We start from the raw sequence: 14,994 nt of genomic DNA, 5'->3' as shown, positions 1-14,994 counted from the left end.
AATCGGTTGAAGGAACGGGGCTCTTCCTTCTCCCCTTGTGTTCCCTTGTGGGACCCCTTGTGGGAGAAGGTGGATCGGCGCGTAGCGCCGAGCCGGTGTTGGACGGAGCGCCGTCGGTGCCAAGCTGGAAAACCCCTCATCCGACCGAGCGGAGCCTGTCCTCGGGCTTGCCGGAGGCAAGACCCGTGGGCTCGGCCACCTTCTCCCACAAGGGGAGAAGGAAGAGGCTCCTCTCTCACCGACCAAGCAGCGACTTCGAGGTTGGAGATAGGCGCAGCGTTTCCGTCGGTCTGGCCAGGCCCGACTGCAATGCCTGCCAGGCCGGCGCCGCGGCAAGCGCGGCTTCAACGCTTTCATGGGCGTCCGCGCTGTCGAAGGCGGCGACGCTGATGAAGACGTTTTCGCCTGATCGAACCGGCAGGCGGGGAAAGCTGTTTTCGGCATGTTCGGTGACAAACGCAGCAAGTGGCCGTGCGCCAAATGGCGCCAGAGTGGCGATGGCGTCGGTTTCAAAGCGGCTGGCGAAGTCGGCTTCGGCGCCGGGCCGCAGATGATGAATTTTGATGACAACAATATCCGACAAGCGATTGTCACCGCTTGGCTTTTCGTGACCCGGCAAGGCTGCCCGTTGCGATCCCGACAGATCGAAGCCGGCGCCTGGCCATGCCGGTTTCAGCAACAGCACGTCGTCGGAGGAAATCATCGTGGCGTTCGCGGCGTCGCGCCAGGCGGCCCAGACGGGTCCCTCGTAGAACGCGGCCAGCGCATCCTTCCTCGCGACCATTCCGTCGAAGCCCCGTAGCCAGACGAACATGTCGGGCCTGTCGAGATCGCGAAACTGACCGATGATGGTCATCCCTGCCGCTTCCTGACCCGCGATCAGGTGACCGTCGAAGATGCCGATCAGCGTCTCCCGCCGGCCGGGTTTCAGCGTGTACTGCCTGAGCTCGACGACTGGCGAGGCGTTGAGGCGGGATTTCGGCGGGGCATTCAGGGACAGGCTCATTGCGCAATCTCCAAAACAGGGTATTCATCCTGTTTTAAAACAGACCGGTTGTCCTGTTTTGTCAATCTGCTATCGTGTGAAAATGTCAGCAGAGATGACCGCTCGCCCAAAGCCGCGGCCCGGCAAACGCACCAACGACCCGGAAGGCCTGCGCAAACGCGTGCTCGATGTCGCCGAAGCCTCCTTTCAGGCGCGCGGCTACCACGCTTCCAGCCTCGGCGACCTGATGGCGGCGGCGGGTGTCACCGGCGGCGCGCTGCATCATCATTTCCCGACCAAGAAGGCGCTGGCGCTGGCGGTGATCGAGGAGCGGGTGGCGGCGGCCGTCGAAGCAACATGGATCGCCCCGGTGCAGGCGGCAGGCTCGGCGCGCGAGGGCGTGCGCAGCGTCTTCGAGGCCGTGGCGGCGGAACTGGAGCAACAGGGTCTCGTGCGCGGCTGCCCGCTCAACAATCTGGCGCATGAACTGTCGCTCGCCGATCCGGATTTTCGCGCTGCCCTTGCCGGCATCTTTTCGGCATGGCGCCAGGCGATCGCCGACAAGGTCAGTGCCGACCAGCAAGCAGGCAGGGAGCAGGACACCGATCCGCAGCGCTTCGCGGCGCTTGCGGTCGCGACCTATTCCGGCGCCATGTCGATGGCCAAGACAGCGCAGGATTCAGGCGTGCTGCGCGATTGCCTGAACGCGCTTGAGCAGGGAGCTTCCCCAGCCTCGTCATCCAAGGGCGAAGCAGTTGCGAAGCGACGTCGCAGGGTGCTGCGGCAGTACAAAGCCTTTTGATGCCGGAGCGCCAGTCGCCCTCTGCCCTGCGGGACTTAATTCGGCAGCGGTTTGATGACCTCGTAGCCGACCACGCTTTCGGCGTTGGTGCCCTCGTCATAGCGCCTGGCCAGAACCGCTTGCAGGTCGGGCGCGTAGAGCGCGGTGAATTCATCCTGCGTCTTGCCGGCCTCGTTCTTGATCGTCTGCCTGACGGCGAGCACGTTGTATTTGCAGCCACCCAGGCTGAACGTCTCCTTGCCCTTGACGTTGATCTCGAGCGTCTCGGTGCCCCTCGGCTGCTTGCTTGCTGCGAGGCGGACGAACACGGTCTTGCTTTTCGCCCCGGCCTTGAGCGGAAACAGCTTTCTGAGATCGGAAAACGGGATCAGGGCAAGCTGACCGGTGTCGCTGTCGCGAAACACCTCGATAAGACCGCCGAACAGAAACTGCGTCTGCGCCGATTGGGACTGGTATTCGTTGGCAACCGACACCATGCCAGCCGCCGCCGGTCGAAACTCGCTATGGATGCCGGGCCTTTCGAGAATGAAGCCGGCCTTGGCGGCCTTGGCGTCGATGCACTCGGCACTATGAGCGGCGCTCGCCAGGATGGTGAGTGCCGTGCCGATGGATGTAGTCTTCATAGCGTCCTCGTTTGCCCGCACAAGTTGAGTCCTGACACTGAAAGCAATGCCAGACCTGCGGCGCCGTGTCGACATGTTCGCGGCTACTGGACGAAGAGGCGTTGGCTGTGCTGAATTTCGCGCCATGAATCGCATCTCGGCAGGGTCACTTTCCCGGCGCCGCTTCCTGGCGCGGGCGGCGGGGTTTGCTGCGGCCGGCGCGCTTGCGCGACCGGCGCTCGGACAGACCGGGCAGCGCATTCCGCCTGTCGAAGCCACCTTCCTGTTCGTCGCCGATGTCCATGCCTGCCGCATGGCCAGCGGGCTGAGCCCCAATTGTCAGCAGGAAGGCAAGACCGACGCCGCCTTGCTGCGCAGTGTCGCCGCGTTGAACGGCATTGGCGAGAAGGACTGGCCGGCCGAAATCAACGGCATCGCCACCGGCCTGCGCTCGGCCGGCAGCCGCATCGGCACGCCGCTCGGCCTCGTCGTCGGCGGCGACATGACCGACGACGGCGGCGGCCAGGTCACCCAGCCCAGCGAAGGCACGCAACTGCTCCAGTTCAGCCAGCGTTACCAGCAGGGCGTCGGCCCGGATCGCGTGCATGTGCCGGTCTATGTCGGGCTCGGCAACCACGATCTCGACCAGAACGGCCCGCCGCAGCATGTCGACTGGTACCGCCGCGAAATGCGCGATTATGTCGAGGTCAACCATCGTGCCGGCGTGTTCTTCAAGCCGCCGGTGCCGGTAACCGACTACGATGTCGACACCGACTGCTACTCATGGGACTGGGGCGGCCTGCATCTCGTCCAGACGCATCGTTTTGCCGGCGACACCGGCCACGGCGCGGTCTCCGGCCTGCCATGGCTGAAACAGGATTTGGCGACCCACGCGGCGGACGGCCGCCCCGTCATCCTGTTCCAGCACTATGGCTGGGATGTTTTTTCGATCGAAAGATGGGATGCCGCCAAAGGAACGTTCGATGATGAAGGTACTGGTGCGCCGCACTGGTGGAGCGAGCCGGACCGGCAGGCGCTGCTGGCGGCGCTGAAGGGCTACAACGTCATCGGCATCTTCCATGGCCACCAGCACGAGATACCGATGATCTACCGCAGCGATGGGCTCGACCTGTTCAAGCCGAAGGCCGCCTATATGGGCGGCTTCGCGTTGGTGCGGGTGACCAGCGACAGCATGGACGTGGTGCTTGGCGAAGCCATCGGTGACCATGGCGAGATCGCCTTCACCAACGCTTTCTCCAAGAGCCTGAACTTGTAACGGCAGCAACCGAAAGCAAACAAAAGGCCGCCTAAGCCGCTTTCCTCATCGCTATTGAAACGGCGGCGCAGGGATCTGAGCACCTTCCTGAGCTTGTCCTTCATGTCGCCATAGGCCTTCTGCATTTTGCCGGCGATCTTATCGGCCGCGCCTTCAACCTGGACGCGCCTGTTGCCGGCGGCTTTCTTCACCGAACCTTTGAGCTGCTTGGCTAGGCCCACAACCTGATCCCTGTTCACCATGGCCGCATCTCCTGGGATTAATCTGCCGTTTGGGAAACGGGCGGCTGGTTTTTCGGTTCCGAGATCACCGGTCCGCAGAAGCGGCGAAGGAGAAATGGCCGGAGCCAGTACGCCTGAAAGGCAACTGCGCTGATCACCCAAGCGGCCGTCGGGCATCGGTGAGCGACAGCCCCGGCGGCCAGGGCGAAGTGGCAGTCACCGCTCGCCACAAAAGAACGCCCCTCGCGCGTTTTATTGCACGGGAGGCGTCCTTTGTGTCAGCCTTTCCTGAGATTGCTCTCATGAACTGCTGACGATACCAAAAATGCACGGATGCCAAAATGGTTCCCGGCATCATGCAATTTTTTTACAGCTGGCGCTGGCCCGGTTTCGGCGCCAGATCCGCCTCTTTATGGAGACAGAAAACCGGACAACTCGTGTGCTACCTAACCCGGACAACTCCTGCGCTACCGACACGGCGAAAGCAAAAAATTGACACCGCGCCAAAAGAAGTCTAAAAGCAATTCGTCGATATTTGTTTGACCGACTTTTGTTATCCGCGTGTCTAGACGCGCCTTTGACGAACTTCCCCCATCAAAATCGAGACAAACGCTGTTGTGCATTCGCATGACGGCGAACGAATATTTGCCACGGAAAGGGTTCGTTATGAGCACAGGCACAGTTAAATGGTTCAACGCCACCAAGGGTTTTGGTTTTATTCAGCCTGACGACGGCTCGGCCGACGTTTTTGTCCACATCTCGGCCGTAGAGCGCGCCGGAATGCGCGACATCGTCGAGGGCCAGAAGCTCGGCTACGAGATGGTCCGCGACAATAAGTCGGGCAAAATGTCCGCCGATCAGTTGAAGGCGGCCTAAAACGGAATTCAGCCTCGCCGGTGACCACGGATGTACTGGCACTGGTGAATGGCGGATTCCAGCTCATGACCCGGGAGACATCGATTCCAGAAAGGATCATGCGCAGATGAAAGTGTCAGCGCGTCCAAAAGCACGCGCGGCGCTCCAGCGGAAGGTCAGGCAACCCCTGGCCTTTTGCATTTGGGTCGCTTCAAAAGTTCGAAAAGAGCACCGCGCGTTCGCTTGAACGTGTTAAGGATGTTCCAGCAATTTGAATCCGACTGCCGTATTGCTTTGTGCGTGGTCCTCGTCGAAAGACCGGTCTCGCATTTTTCGGCATTACGCTCCGAACCGGGAGAAAGACCTTGACCGCCACTTCAAAGAAATCCCGCGACCAGGCCGAATCCATCTTCAGCAAGACCCAGACCCAGTCGATGTCGCTCAACCGCATCATGTCCGAACAGGATGCTGTCAGCCAGGCCCGGGAAGCCAAGACCGCGCGGCTGCGCGAACTGCGCCTGGAAAAGGAAGCCGACGATATGGCTGCGGCGGCCGCGCTCGCCGCCGCGCCGAAGCGCGTGGGCAAACGCTGATGGCCACCAAGCGCGTCCCGCAAAAGACGATCGCCACCGATTCGACCATCGCCGATGTCGTAGGAGAGCTCGACAAGCCGGTCGAATATGTCCGGCGCGTGCTCGAAAAGCTCGAGCGCTGCAGGCGCGCCCATGGCGATGCCCAGGTCAGGCTCGGCGTGCGTGGCCGCTCCGAATGCCCGAACTATCTGATCGAGTATGTCCGCGAAAATGCCAAGACCCATGAGCGCGTCACCCATCAGGATGCCGCCTATAGCGGCAGCACACATCGCGAGCTGGCGCCCCGGCACATCGAGGAGGCCAGGAACTGGTCGCCCGAGGAAATGAACATCACGGCAGTCTCGGCGCTGATCGGCCGCCTTCGCAACCCGAATGCGCCATCATCGCGTTTCCCCGACGAGGATTGATATGGCCATAAAATTTTCCGCCAAGGACCAGCCGGCGGCATCCGCTGCCACCGCAAAGCCGGCCAAGCCGGCCAAGCCGGCCGCCGCGCCGAAAGCCGACGTTACCGCCGAGGCCGCGACCGATCTGTTCAAGTCGCCGGCGGAAGTGGCGTCGCGCAAGACCAGAAAGAAGAAATAGCGCCCTTTGCCGCGAAACGCCGATCCGCATCAGGTTGCGTCAGGGCTGCTTGCCATGGCGAGCGCCGGAGACTTTTCGTCTCTGGAGGAGGGCGCCGCCCCTCGCTTCGATTGCCAGAGCTGCGGCGCCTGCTGTTCCTATTCGGCCGAATGGCCGCGCTTTTCGACCGAAGATGACGCGCAGCTCGACCGGATCCCGCAAAAATACGTGGCGGCCGACGAAGCCGGCATGCGCTGCGACGGCGTGCGCTGCTCGGCGCTTGCCGGCGAGGTCGGCAAGTCGACCGCCTGCGGCATCTACGACGTCCGCCCGGACGTCTGCCGCGCCTGCATGCCCGGCGGCGACGATTGCCTGATGGCGCGTCGCGGCCACGGGCTGCCGACGCGGTGATAACGGGCCTCAGATAGTGTCTCAGAATTTCCACCTCGGGTGGGAAGCGGCCATTCCTTGTCGCTCGGCTGTGGAATGCCAGCGCTCTGCGGCCAGCAGGCCATCGGCGGCGTCCAGTAGAGACAGGCGGCTCAGTCGTTCCTCACTGGGTCAGCGTGTTTTTGTAGATAAGGCCATCTTTCATGATGATTTTGAAGTTGTTGGCAGGATCGGCCACCACGTCGAGGTTCTCCAGCGGATTGCCTTCGACGAGCAGGAGGTCCGCGAGCGCGCCTTCTTCGATCACGCCGAGTTTCCCCGGATAGGGGTTGCGAAGGCCCGACAGCGCGAGCAGCTCGGCATTGGTCCCGGTCGCCATGACGAGCGCTTCGGCAGGCGTGTACCAACGCACAAGCGACGCCAGGATTGCCCCCTGCTGCTTCGCCAACGCGCGGGAGAACAGGACATCGGTGCCCCATGCCGTCTTGATCTTGTATTTCTTCGCGAGTTCGTAGGTCCTGCCGATGCCCGGCCACACCTCATCGGCCTTGGCTCGCTCGACCGAACCCTCTTGGAGGCCTGTCCTCATCAATTCGGGAAGCGGCTGCAAGCTCAGCCAAATGTCCTTTTCGGCGATCAGCTTGGCGGTTGCCTCGTCCATGAGGAAGCCGTGTTCGATGCACTTAACACCAGCCGCGATAGCCTTCCGGATCGCATCCGAGGTGAAGGCGTGCGCGGCGACGTAGGTGCCCCAATTCTCGGCAATTTCAACAGCAGCCCGCAGTTCGGGCTCGGTGAAGGTGGTGACGTCGAGCGGGCTGTGGGGCGACGACACTCCACCGCCCGCTGTCAACTTTAGCAGCGCGGCCCCCTGCATGAGCTGCTCGCGGGCACGCAAACGCACCTCGTCGGGGCTGTCCACAACTATGCTGCCGCCGTTCCTCTCCATTGGAGTGAACAAGCCGCCGATCGTCCGAGGCAAGTCGCTGAGCTGGCGGAAATCCCCATGCCCGCTGGTCACGGTGATCATGGCTCCGGACGGATAGATGCGCGGTCCCGCTATGATGCCTTGATCTATCGCGCGCTTGAGGCCGAACACCGGCCCGCCCACGTCGCGAACGGTGGTGAAGCCGCGCATCAGCGTATCCGTCGCCTCGTCGCCGGCCGCAAGATTGGCGAAGCCGACGTCGCCCATCGCCTCCACCGGTGTGGACGCAATCAGCATTGCGTGCCAATGCGCATCGATCAGCCCCGGCATCAGCGTTCGCCCGTTGCCGGCTATGCGCCGCGCGCCTTCGGCCGCGATGGGACTTGTCGAGATCCGCGCGATCACATTGCCCTCGACCAGCACATTCGATGGGGCCGAAAGTGCAGCGCCTTTTCCGTCGAAGATGCGGACGTTTTCGAAAAGCACTTCGTCAGCGGCCGCAGTTGCGCAAAGTCCGAGCACGAGGGCTGCCGCAAGCATTTCTCTGCCTGAGCGAAGGATCATGAAAGCCGTGCGGGCCGAGAAAACGGCTGCGGCGCAGGACACGGCATGCGCCACGACCTCGCCTTTTGTCAGCTCCTGCGATCCAAAGGATTTGTGACACATGACGATTATCTTGCTTCAGGAGGAGGTGGTCACGGCGCAAGGACAAGTTCTAGATTATACGGCATCGTCGTCAAGAAGCGTTCCAGACTGTTCTCTTTCGCAGTGAAGGGTCGTATCGAAGGTCAGGCCGATCGTGGTGATACCAGGGCAAGCAGTGCATGGTTTGCCTGAGGAAGCGATCAGACGAGGCAGCGCGCCCGGAATGGGTGGGAAGTCGCCGTTCGGTTCATCTGCCAGAACAAGCACGTTGCCAAGAGCGGAATATTCGCCTTGGTCTTTCCTGCGAGGCAGCCGCCCAGAACCCCGGAGAAGGATTGGTACGGGCTACCCTGTCGCTCCAGTCTTGTCACTAGGTCGGGGCACGCGACCAGGCGCCCACTTCCGAGCGGCTCACGATCACGCTACCCGCCTCGATTTTGAGCTGCATGCGCTGTCCCAAAGTTTCAATATCGACCTCAGCGGCCGTCGCAACTCCCCGGCTCTGTATTTCCGGCAGCATCGTGACAATGAGTTCAGCGGTCTGGTGTGACCAGTCGAAACCGGTCTTGGTTCCCCCAACAACCGCCTCCAAGTGCATTGAGGGCGCGGTCAATCCAGCCGCGCGGAATGCCGCATCGAGCTTGATACCCATATTGGTCTCGATACCGCTGCGCCGGAACGTCTCGACGATCCATCGACAGCAGTCGTCGTAGGTCGGCGCTGGCGGGCTGGATCGACAGCCGTCCCAATCCGGCTCATGGAAGACGATGGTCCCTCCAGGCCGGAGGTGACGAGCGACGCCACGCAGCATGGCCACAGGATCGGCTTGAAACATCAGAACATAGCGGCCGATCACGGCGTCGAACGGTCGGTCGAACGAGAGTGCCACGGGATCGCCTTCACGGAAGCTGACATTCTGGATCGGATGCGCCGCCGCGCGCCCCTCCGCCGCCGCAAGGGCCGCTGGAGCCCGATCTGCGCCGATGACCTGACCTTCGCTGCCAACCATCTCGGAAACCAGGAATGTAACGTCGCCCGCGCCACAGCCGACGTCGAGCACGCGCATCCCGGGTTTTATGCCCGCAGACAGCAAGATTCTTCGCGTGATCGGGTTAATGATGCCCGCCTGATGGCTGAGACGCCTGATCTCACGATCGGAATGGACGAGAATATACGGGACGTGAACGTCGACACGTGCGCCATCAGCGACTTCCATGGCTTGCCTCCCCTCATACGACTGTTCCCCAAAGGGGACATCGCGTAAGTCGACGACTATGCGCCGATGCGGCAGCCAGTCAACCAGACTGGCTGTTGACCTCAATGCGAATGTCGCTTCAGGGTCAATGCTTGAAATGAGACACTACCGCCCCCCGGGCCGGCTTGTGCCCGCGCGGTTCGCTGGCTACGCTGCCGGCGCAGGGACAACGCCGGGAGACCATCCGTGAGCATCGAATTCTTGTTGACGTCGCTGATTGTCGTGGCTTCGCCCGGCACCGGCGTTCTCTATACGCTGAGCGCCGGGCTTTCCCGTGGCGCGCGGGCCAGCATCATCGCTGCTTTCGGCTGCACACTCGGCATCATTCCGCATATGGCGGCCGCCATCACCGGTCTGGCGGCGCTGCTGCACACCAGCGCACTCGCCTTCGAGACGCTGAAATATCTGGGCGTCGCCTACCTGCTCTACATGGCGTGGAACACGCTGAAGGAGCGCGGCGGCTTGAACGTCGGGCAGGATGTCGCGCCGCGCTCGGCCGGCAAGGTGATCACCTCGGGCATCCTCATCAACATCCTCAACCCGAAGCTGTCGATTTTCTTCTTCGCCTTCCTGCCGCAGTTCGTCAGCACCACCGAACCGCATGCGCTGTCGAAGATGCTGGAGCTCAGCACCGTCTTCATGTTTTTGACCTTCGTCGTCTTTGTCGCCTACGGCATCTTCGCCGCCTCGATCCGCAGCCATGTCGTGTCGCGGCCGATGGTGATGACCTGGATGCGCCGCACCTTCGCCGGCGCCTTCGTCATGCTTGGCGCCAAGCTGGCGCTGACCGAGAGGTAGAGCCGCCAGCGCTACCCCTTCTTCACATAGCCCATCGCCTCGACGATCCGCCCGCTCTCGACGCGCATCAGGTTGACGCCGCGCAGCGAGTTGCCGTCGGCCATGAAATAGCGCCAGATGGAGGCCGCTCTGCGCCCGCAGATAGAGCACGGTCGCGCGCAAGCGCGGCTGCCCGAGAAACATCAAAACATTATCATTAACGCCTCAAAGCGTGGTCGGTGCCGGGATGCGCACGCCCTGCACTTTGATCGAGCCGCCGAGGGCGCTGGATCCTCGATCAAAGGGTTACTATTGCGTCGATGCTGCCGTTTCAAATGACGTCGTGATCCAATCCTTATAGCGGCAGCGGCTTGCCAGCCTGCTCGGCCATCATGTACTCGGCATACCAGTCCGGCCAGTTCTCATCACGCTGGCCGCCTGTCCGCTTCTCGTGCTCGCCATGGGCCGCAGACGCACGCCGGAGCGCGGCCGCGAGCTCGGCCGACGAGACAAATGTGGTGTCGTCAGCGTCGACGCGGCCGGGCGCTCGCGCAGTGACCTCCTGCAACAGCCAGACATTTCCGGACGGATCGCTGAAGGAGGCCCACGAGGAGTAGCTGCGCCGCTCAGGGTCCGGACCGCTGACACGGCCTTCACGGCCGGCATAGTGGTACACCTCGCTCACGTCGACACCGCGATCGGCGAGTTCGGCGCGCGCTGCCTCGATGTCTGACACGACGAGCTCGCCAACGCTTTCGAGGACATCGAGCTCGACCCGGGCATAGGGCCCTGGGGTGACCCCTGAGCCGAAGACTATCGAACACGGGGAGCCCGGAGGCGTAAACTGGATGACACGAAATTCGTCGCCTGTGATGTCGGCGTCGAGCCTCCAACCCAAGCCGCCGTAAAATCGCTTGGCTCGATCGACGTCCGAAACGGGGATGACGACGACTTCGAGCTTGATGTCGACCCTTCGCGCTGACGGGGTTGCGATTGCGGCTTCGCCGCGCTCCTGAATATCATTCATGACGATCTCCTTGGGTTTGGATGCGTTGCGTTATCTTTAACGCCGCGCGCTGGCCGGTGCCCGTGGTGGCTGTTCATGCATGCAAGCGGGATCTGAGGCACGGGGCCGCACCTATGTCGCCGAATCTCGTGATGCTCTTCTGGATGTGCACATATCCGGTAACGCGAACTCGCGCCCGCTAATCCGAGATGGACTTCGCGGCGGGCGAACGCGTCCTACGTTTTGGAAGACTGGTCGCTAATCAGCAAAAAATATTGCGACCAGATATGCTAGCATTCTTATCGTATTGCAGCAAATCAACTCCCAAAAATCAAAGTCCAATCGAGGGCGAGCGAACTTCCGCTGCGGGTCATGGACACACCCTGCTGCAGAACCCGGCAAAGACCACACCGGGTAAGCCGAAGTTCAAATTAAGGCCTTTCCAAAACACCGCCGCTGAACAGGACAACGGAGCCTTGACGTCCGGGGTCCGATTATAGAAGCGGATCGTCGCCCGCTCGCCGGCTGCACGCTGGGCGCGCCGCGCTCGGCCGGCAAGGTGATCACCTCCGGCATCCTGATCAACATCCTCAACCCGAAACTGTCGATCTTCTTCTTCGCCTTCCTGCCGCAATTCGTCAGCACCACCGAGCCACACGCGCTGTCCAAGATGCTGGAGCTCTCGAGCGTCTTCATGCTTTTGACCTTCGTCGTCTTTTGTCGGCTACGGCATTTTCGCCGCCTCGATCCGCAGCCACGTGGTGTCGCGGCCGATGGTGATGACCTGGATGCGCCGCACCTTCGCCGGCGCCTTCGTCGCGCTAGGCGCAAAACTGGCGCTGACTGAGCGGTAGGGCCTGTCGGCGCTAGCCCTTGACGTATCCCATCGCCTCGACGATCAGCCCGTCCGCTACGCGCATCAGATTGACGCCACGGATGGAGTTGCCGTCGGCATGCCAGTAACGCCAGCGGATTGTCGCCCGTTCACCGGCCACGAACGTCTCTTCAATATCGAAGCGCGTGCCTGGTTCGCTGGCGATCGCCGACCACAGCCGCACGCAGGCCTCCCGGCCGGCATGGCGGGCGCCATCCGGCGCCGGCACGGTGTTTTCGATAACGCAGTCCTCGGCCACCAGGCCCGGGAGTGCCGACGGATCATGATTTTGGAACACGTCGTTGAAGCGCCGCATGATCTCGGCCGTCTGGCTGGATTGGTCGTCTGGCTGGACGACCATGATGCTAGCCTGTTTCATCTCGATATTTCCTGATTTCGTTTTTCCGCAGCGGCGTCCGTGACGAGGTCGGCCTTGAGCCTGATATCAGCGACGCCTGCCAAAGCCCGGGAAACGAGGCATGTTGCTTTCGCCGATTGGGCAAGGCGCTGGAATTCCTCGGGCGCCAGGCCCGGGATTTCGGCTTCCGTTTCAAGGTCGATGCGGGTGAGCGTCGGTCCGGCCGTGCTCGTTCCGAGATGCACCTTGGCGACGGTGTGGATCCGTACGGGGACATGACCGCCGCTGCCCAGTATGGCGCTCAGCGCCATCGAAAAGCAGCCGGCATGCGCCGCCGCAATCAGTTCCTCGGGATTCGTGCCGGGACCGTTCTCGAAGCGCGACGGGAAGGAATAGGCACCTTCGAAGACGCCGCTGCCGAGCCGCAGCCGTCCAGAACCTTCTTTTAACGACCCCTGCCATTGGGCCTCTGCTTCACGGATGGTCATTTGTCGTTCTCCTCTTCGATGTCGAATATATAGACTGATCTACATATTATGTAAACCGATTGTCATATTCGAGGCAAGGCCTATAATGTTCACTCCTGACAGAGGTTGACATGGCGAACGATACCCGCACCCGCATGATCGAGGCGACGGCGCTGCTACTCAGGCAGCGCGGCTATCACGGCACCTCGCTCAACGACATCTTGAGCGCCTCCGGTGCACCAAGAGGATCGCTCTACTTTCATTTTCCGGGCGGCAAGGACCAGCTGGTCATCGAGGTGACGCGCGACAGCGTCGAAAAGGTCACGCAAACGCTGGGTGAGGCACTTGCCGCCGAGCAGGACCCGGCGGTAGCTGTCCACCACATTTACCAGTCGGTCGCGCGCATGCTGGAGGACAACCAGTTCACGCTTGGCTGTCCGATCGCACCCGTGGTGCTGGACTCGCCGACTGACGTGCCGGAGCTGGCCGAACTATGCCGGTCGGCCTTCGAGCAATGGATAGGCTTGCTGCAGGCGGCCTTCGTCAGGGCAGGGGTGCCCGAGCGCCGCGCCCGCGCCCTGGCGCTGCTTGTCGAATCATCACTGGAAGGGCTGATGGTGATCGCGCGCGCCACCCGCGACCGTGCCCAGGTGCTGGCGGTGGCCGACGAAGTCGCCGCCCTGATAGAAGATGCATTGCCCGCCAAAGAGGTCGCTGCAATGTAACGGCACGCTGATACTGCTTGTTTGAGCTTGACAGGCTCGGCCCTAGCCAGCGCCCTCGTCTGCACGACTAGTCAACAATCTCTTTGCGTGCGGCCGAAGCAAGGAAGGCAGAGCGGGTTTGTCCCCGTTCACGCGCCGTGGCATCGATAGCTTCAAGCAGGCCGAGATCGAAGGATACATTGATACGCGTTGTGGAACCACGGTCACGGATCAGCGGAACGACCGTCGTCATAGCGCCTTCGCGATCCTCCGCAAGTTCTGGATCATTTGCAATCGCATCGAAATCGCGAGGGGAAGGCACCGGATCGCCGTCGGCCTCCAGCATTCGCACATGACCGGAAAGCGCCTCGACAGCGTTGCGCACAGCCTCGTCTATCGTGTCGCCAGCCGAAATGCAGCCGGGCATATCGGGAAAGTCGACGCCATAGACGCTATCAGGATCTTTGCGAATAAAAGCGATGTAGCGCATTCTCTTATCTTGCTTTGTTGAGCAGCCCCGCGTGCTTCATCAGCGCCCGAACCGTGCCAATCGGTATATCTTTACGAGGGTGGGGGATTGTCACTTTTCCAAGTTTCGTTGGATGCTTGAAATGATGATGCGAGCCGGTGAAGCCGATCTCAAACCACCCATCCTCCTCAAGCAGTTTGATCAGCTTCCGGCTGTCGCGTTCCATAAGAGCGCTCCGTGTAACATAATACACATTTTGGTGGGATTCAACGCCACTTTTTGCATAGTGGATCAGTTTGAAATTAGCCGGAGCTAAATTCCAGCGTCAGCTTTACACGCTCTATCTCATATCCAGTAAGGTTTGCGATGTTGGCTCTGAGGTGCTCTATCATTTCGGCCATGGTTTTGGGCTCCAGCGCTTTTTCTTCGCTTACATCCTCCGCAGCCTTTACTGGGTCGCCATCGCGCAACCAGTCTTCAGTCACCTCCAATATATTTGCCAAGGCCGCCAGGGTCTCATCTCTCGGTAGTGTGTTGCCCTGGAGCCAGTTCCAGATAGCAGTTGGCGTATAGCCAACCAGTCTAGCGAGTTCAGATTGGCTTACCCGCTTTGCAGACATTCGGAGTTGAAGCCGCTGCGCGAACGTTGCAGTTGGTTGGGGGGAGCGTCTGATTATCGGCATGTGGTTTCTCCAAAGATTTGGAAGAGCAGCCTTGTCATACTGTTTACAATTAAAATCCTGTTAATCTTCATCTTTTTGTAGGGCGCGCTTAGCGGACAGCTGCTCAGCTTCCTTCGCTTCGGTCGGCGCAACGATATCTGAGATCGCTCGTCGGCGAGCCGGGCGGCCATGGCCGAGGTGGCGCGAAGCGCCGAATGAATGCGGACGAAGTTGTAGTCCTTAGTGCGGCGCGACCGCATTGGCGTGAGCCTCGACTTTCCTGGAAAGCCATTGGTCAATATTCAAAAGGGCGACCTCTCGGCCGCCCTTTCCATATCAGAAGGCTGATGAGCTGGATTAGAAATCCATGCCGCCACTCAAGCCCGCTTTCGGGCTTGAGCATTGTCAGTTCATGGGCGTGCTTATGGATTTCCTTAGAAATCCATGCCGCCCATGCCGCCCATGCCGCCGCCGCCCATGCCGCCAGGCATGCCGCCGCCAGCCGACTCCTTCTTCGGAGCCTCCGCGATCATGGCTTCGGTGGTGACCAGCAGGCCGGCG

General features: G+C 61.4%; 20 protein-coding genes and 2 pseudogenes. 11 read left to right on the top strand and 11 right to left on the bottom strand.

From position 1 onward, the window contains the following. Nucleotides 1-235 precede the first annotated feature (235 nt). Nucleotides 236-1,006 (bottom strand): NIPSNAP family protein, encoded by a 771-nt coding sequence (locus AC0L3I_RS33780; protein WP_473529816.1) that lies wholly within the window; start codon nt 1,004-1,006, stop codon nt 236-238. 94 nt (nt 1,007-1,100) lie between these two features. On the opposite strand from AC0L3I_RS33780, the gene AC0L3I_RS33775 reads away from it, so the two are divergent. Continuing rightward, a complete protein-coding gene (locus AC0L3I_RS33775; protein ID WP_473489764.1) occupies nt 1,101-1,787 on the top strand; it encodes a TetR/AcrR family transcriptional regulator in 687 nt (228 codons plus the stop codon). Nucleotides 1,788-1,822: 35 nt separating this feature from the next. Here the strand turns inward: AC0L3I_RS33775 and AC0L3I_RS33770 are convergent, their stop codons facing one another. Further along, nucleotides 1,823-2,410, bottom strand: coding sequence for a hypothetical protein (locus tag AC0L3I_RS33770; RefSeq protein ID WP_473529815.1), 588 nt, complete (start codon nt 2,408-2,410; stop codon nt 1,823-1,825). A gap of 124 nt (nt 2,411-2,534) precedes the next feature. Here AC0L3I_RS33770 and AC0L3I_RS33765 point away from each other — a divergent pair, with 124 nt between their 5' ends. Further along, nucleotides 2,535-3,665, top strand: coding sequence for a metallophosphoesterase (locus tag AC0L3I_RS33765; protein ID WP_473529814.1), 1,131 nt, complete (start codon nt 2,535-2,537; stop codon nt 3,663-3,665). 83 nt (nt 3,666-3,748) lie between these two features. On the opposite strand, the pseudogene AC0L3I_RS33760 reads toward AC0L3I_RS33765, so the two are convergent. Next, nucleotides 3,749-3,907, bottom strand: a pseudogene (locus AC0L3I_RS33760) (CsbD family protein); the annotation flags it as partial. A 645-nt stretch (nt 3,908-4,552) separates the two neighbouring features. Between AC0L3I_RS33760 and AC0L3I_RS33755 the strand changes: the two are divergent. From AC0L3I_RS33755 to AC0L3I_RS33735, 5 genes are all read left to right on the top strand, one after another. Continuing rightward, nucleotides 4,553-4,762, top strand: a complete 210-nt coding sequence (locus tag AC0L3I_RS33755) for a cold-shock protein (RefSeq protein ID WP_010915421.1) — start codon at nt 4,553-4,555, stop codon at nt 4,760-4,762. A gap of 344 nt (nt 4,763-5,106) precedes the next feature. Continuing rightward, a complete protein-coding gene (locus AC0L3I_RS33750) occupies nt 5,107-5,334 on the top strand; it encodes a hypothetical protein (protein WP_473529813.1) in 228 nt (75 codons plus the stop codon). Then, entirely contained in the window at nt 5,334-5,741 is a 408-nt protein-coding gene (locus AC0L3I_RS33745) for a hypothetical protein (protein ID WP_473489757.1), read from the top strand. The genes AC0L3I_RS33750 and AC0L3I_RS33745 overlap by 1 nt, the downstream gene beginning before the upstream one ends. Nucleotide 5,742: 1 nt before the next feature. Then, the gene (locus AC0L3I_RS33740) at nt 5,743-5,919 is read left to right on the top strand and encodes a hypothetical protein (RefSeq protein WP_473529812.1); all 177 of its coding nucleotides are present in this window, start codon (nt 5,743-5,745) and stop codon (nt 5,917-5,919) included. Between the two features lie 54 nt (nt 5,920-5,973). Beyond that, the gene (locus tag AC0L3I_RS33735; protein ID WP_473529811.1) at nt 5,974-6,309 is read left to right on the top strand and encodes a YkgJ family cysteine cluster protein; all 336 of its coding nucleotides are present in this window, start codon (nt 5,974-5,976) and stop codon (nt 6,307-6,309) included. Between the two features lie 142 nt (nt 6,310-6,451). Here the strand turns inward: AC0L3I_RS33735 and AC0L3I_RS33730 are convergent, their stop codons facing one another. Then, on the bottom strand, nt 6,452-7,756 hold the full coding sequence (locus tag AC0L3I_RS33730) for a metal-dependent hydrolase family protein (RefSeq protein ID WP_473489772.1): 1,305 nt from the start codon (nt 7,754-7,756) through the stop codon (nt 6,452-6,454). 69 nt (nt 7,757-7,825) lie between these two features. Between AC0L3I_RS33730 and AC0L3I_RS33725 the strand changes: the two genes are divergently transcribed. After that, complete coding sequence (locus AC0L3I_RS33725) at nt 7,826-8,053, top strand: hypothetical protein (protein WP_473529810.1); 228 nt, start codon at nt 7,826-7,828, stop codon at nt 8,051-8,053. A gap of 178 nt (nt 8,054-8,231) precedes the next feature. On the opposite strand, the gene AC0L3I_RS33720 is transcribed toward AC0L3I_RS33725, so the two are convergent. Further along, nucleotides 8,232-9,077: a class I SAM-dependent methyltransferase gene (locus AC0L3I_RS33720; protein ID WP_473529809.1), complete on the bottom strand. Its 846-nt coding sequence runs from the start codon at nt 9,075-9,077 to the stop codon at nt 8,232-8,234. 225 nt (nt 9,078-9,302) lie between these two features. On the opposite strand from AC0L3I_RS33720, the gene AC0L3I_RS33715 reads away from it, so the two are divergent. Beyond that, on the top strand, nt 9,303-9,914 hold the full coding sequence (locus AC0L3I_RS33715) for a LysE family translocator (protein WP_473489754.1): 612 nt from the start codon (nt 9,303-9,305) through the stop codon (nt 9,912-9,914). A 334-nt stretch (nt 9,915-10,248) separates the two neighbouring features. Here the strand turns inward: AC0L3I_RS33715 and AC0L3I_RS33710 are convergent, their stop codons facing one another. Next, nucleotides 10,249-10,920, bottom strand: a complete 672-nt coding sequence (locus AC0L3I_RS33710) for a VOC family protein (RefSeq protein WP_473489753.1) — start codon at nt 10,918-10,920, stop codon at nt 10,249-10,251. Nucleotides 10,921-11,437: 517 nt separating this feature from the next. Here AC0L3I_RS33710 and AC0L3I_RS33705 point away from each other — a divergent pair. Next, nucleotides 11,438-11,753: pseudogene (locus AC0L3I_RS33705) on the top strand (LysE family translocator); the annotation flags it as partial. A gap of 12 nt (nt 11,754-11,765) precedes the next feature. Here AC0L3I_RS33705 and AC0L3I_RS33700 read toward each other — a convergent pair. Both AC0L3I_RS33700 and AC0L3I_RS33695 read right to left on the bottom strand, forming a co-directional pair. Further along, the gene (locus AC0L3I_RS33700; protein ID WP_473489752.1) at nt 11,766-12,152 is read right to left on the bottom strand and encodes a nuclear transport factor 2 family protein; all 387 of its coding nucleotides are present in this window, start codon (nt 12,150-12,152) and stop codon (nt 11,766-11,768) included. Beyond that, nucleotides 12,149-12,619, bottom strand: coding sequence for an OsmC family protein (locus AC0L3I_RS33695; protein WP_473489751.1), 471 nt, complete (start codon nt 12,617-12,619; stop codon nt 12,149-12,151). The genes AC0L3I_RS33700 and AC0L3I_RS33695 overlap by 4 nt, the downstream gene beginning before the upstream one ends. A 110-nt stretch (nt 12,620-12,729) precedes the next feature. Here AC0L3I_RS33695 and AC0L3I_RS33690 point away from each other — a divergent pair, with 110 nt between their 5' ends. Continuing rightward, on the top strand, nt 12,730-13,323 hold the full coding sequence (locus AC0L3I_RS33690; RefSeq protein WP_473529808.1) for a TetR/AcrR family transcriptional regulator: 594 nt from the start codon (nt 12,730-12,732) through the stop codon (nt 13,321-13,323). 67 nt (nt 13,324-13,390) lie between these two features. Here AC0L3I_RS33690 and AC0L3I_RS33685 read toward each other — a convergent pair whose 3' ends face one another. The 3 genes from AC0L3I_RS33685 to AC0L3I_RS33675 form a co-directional block, all read right to left on the bottom strand. Then, nucleotides 13,391-13,792, bottom strand: coding sequence for a type II toxin-antitoxin system HicB family antitoxin (locus tag AC0L3I_RS33685; RefSeq protein ID WP_123150893.1), 402 nt, complete (start codon nt 13,790-13,792; stop codon nt 13,391-13,393). Nucleotides 13,793-13,796: 4 nt separating this feature from the next. Further along, nucleotides 13,797-13,997, bottom strand: coding sequence for a type II toxin-antitoxin system HicA family toxin (locus AC0L3I_RS33680; RefSeq protein ID WP_473529807.1), 201 nt, complete (start codon nt 13,995-13,997; stop codon nt 13,797-13,799). Nucleotides 13,998-14,073: 76 nt separating this feature from the next. Further along, nucleotides 14,074-14,454, bottom strand: coding sequence for a helix-turn-helix domain-containing protein (locus AC0L3I_RS33675; protein ID WP_473529806.1), 381 nt, complete (start codon nt 14,452-14,454; stop codon nt 14,074-14,076). Nucleotides 14,455-14,994 lie beyond the last annotated feature (540 nt).

It is taken from the genome of Mesorhizobium sp. WSM4840, from assembly GCF_055811755.1.
Note: the sequence above shows the minus strand (reverse complement) of the source record. Positions and strands in the feature narration are given on the sequence as shown.

What these genes read in the sequence shown, in the direction of transcription:
- AC0L3I_RS33780 (WP_473529816.1), bottom strand. Translation starts at nt 1,006, where the DNA reads ATGAGCCTGTCCCTGAATGCCCCGCCGAAATCCCGCCTCAACGCCTCG.
- AC0L3I_RS33775 (WP_473489764.1), top strand. Translation starts at nt 1,101, where the DNA reads ATGACCGCTCGCCCAAAGCCGCGGCCCGGCAAACGCACCAACGACCCG.
- AC0L3I_RS33770 (WP_473529815.1), bottom strand. Translation starts at nt 2,410, where the DNA reads ATGAAGACTACATCCATCGGCACGGCACTCACCATCCTGGCGAGCGCC.
- AC0L3I_RS33765 (WP_473529814.1), top strand. Translation starts at nt 2,535, where the DNA reads ATGAATCGCATCTCGGCAGGGTCACTTTCCCGGCGCCGCTTCCTGGCG.
- AC0L3I_RS33755 (WP_010915421.1), top strand. Translation starts at nt 4,553, where the DNA reads ATGAGCACAGGCACAGTTAAATGGTTCAACGCCACCAAGGGTTTTGGT.
- AC0L3I_RS33745 (WP_473489757.1), top strand. Translation starts at nt 5,334, where the DNA reads ATGGCCACCAAGCGCGTCCCGCAAAAGACGATCGCCACCGATTCGACC.
- AC0L3I_RS33740 (WP_473529812.1), top strand. Translation starts at nt 5,743, where the DNA reads ATGGCCATAAAATTTTCCGCCAAGGACCAGCCGGCGGCATCCGCTGCC.
- AC0L3I_RS33735 (WP_473529811.1), top strand. Translation starts at nt 5,974, where the DNA reads ATGGCGAGCGCCGGAGACTTTTCGTCTCTGGAGGAGGGCGCCGCCCCT.
- AC0L3I_RS33730 (WP_473489772.1), bottom strand. Translation starts at nt 7,756, where the DNA reads ATGCTTGCGGCAGCCCTCGTGCTCGGACTTTGCGCAACTGCGGCCGCT.
- AC0L3I_RS33725 (WP_473529810.1), top strand. Translation starts at nt 7,826, where the DNA reads ATGCGCCACGACCTCGCCTTTTGTCAGCTCCTGCGATCCAAAGGATTT.
- AC0L3I_RS33720 (WP_473529809.1), bottom strand. Translation starts at nt 9,077, where the DNA reads ATGGAAGTCGCTGATGGCGCACGTGTCGACGTTCACGTCCCGTATATT.
- AC0L3I_RS33710 (WP_473489753.1), bottom strand. Translation starts at nt 10,920, where the DNA reads ATGAATGATATTCAGGAGCGCGGCGAAGCCGCAATCGCAACCCCGTCA.
- AC0L3I_RS33700 (WP_473489752.1), bottom strand. Translation starts at nt 12,152, where the DNA reads ATGAAACAGGCTAGCATCATGGTCGTCCAGCCAGACGACCAATCCAGC.
- AC0L3I_RS33695 (WP_473489751.1), bottom strand. Translation starts at nt 12,619, where the DNA reads ATGACCATCCGTGAAGCAGAGGCCCAATGGCAGGGGTCGTTAAAAGAA.
- AC0L3I_RS33690 (WP_473529808.1), top strand. Translation starts at nt 12,730, where the DNA reads ATGGCGAACGATACCCGCACCCGCATGATCGAGGCGACGGCGCTGCTA.
- AC0L3I_RS33685 (WP_123150893.1), bottom strand. Translation starts at nt 13,792, where the DNA reads ATGCGCTACATCGCTTTTATTCGCAAAGATCCTGATAGCGTCTATGGC.
- AC0L3I_RS33680 (WP_473529807.1), bottom strand. Translation starts at nt 13,997, where the DNA reads ATGGAACGCGACAGCCGGAAGCTGATCAAACTGCTTGAGGAGGATGGG.
- AC0L3I_RS33675 (WP_473529806.1), bottom strand. Translation starts at nt 14,454, where the DNA reads ATGCCGATAATCAGACGCTCCCCCCAACCAACTGCAACGTTCGCGCAG.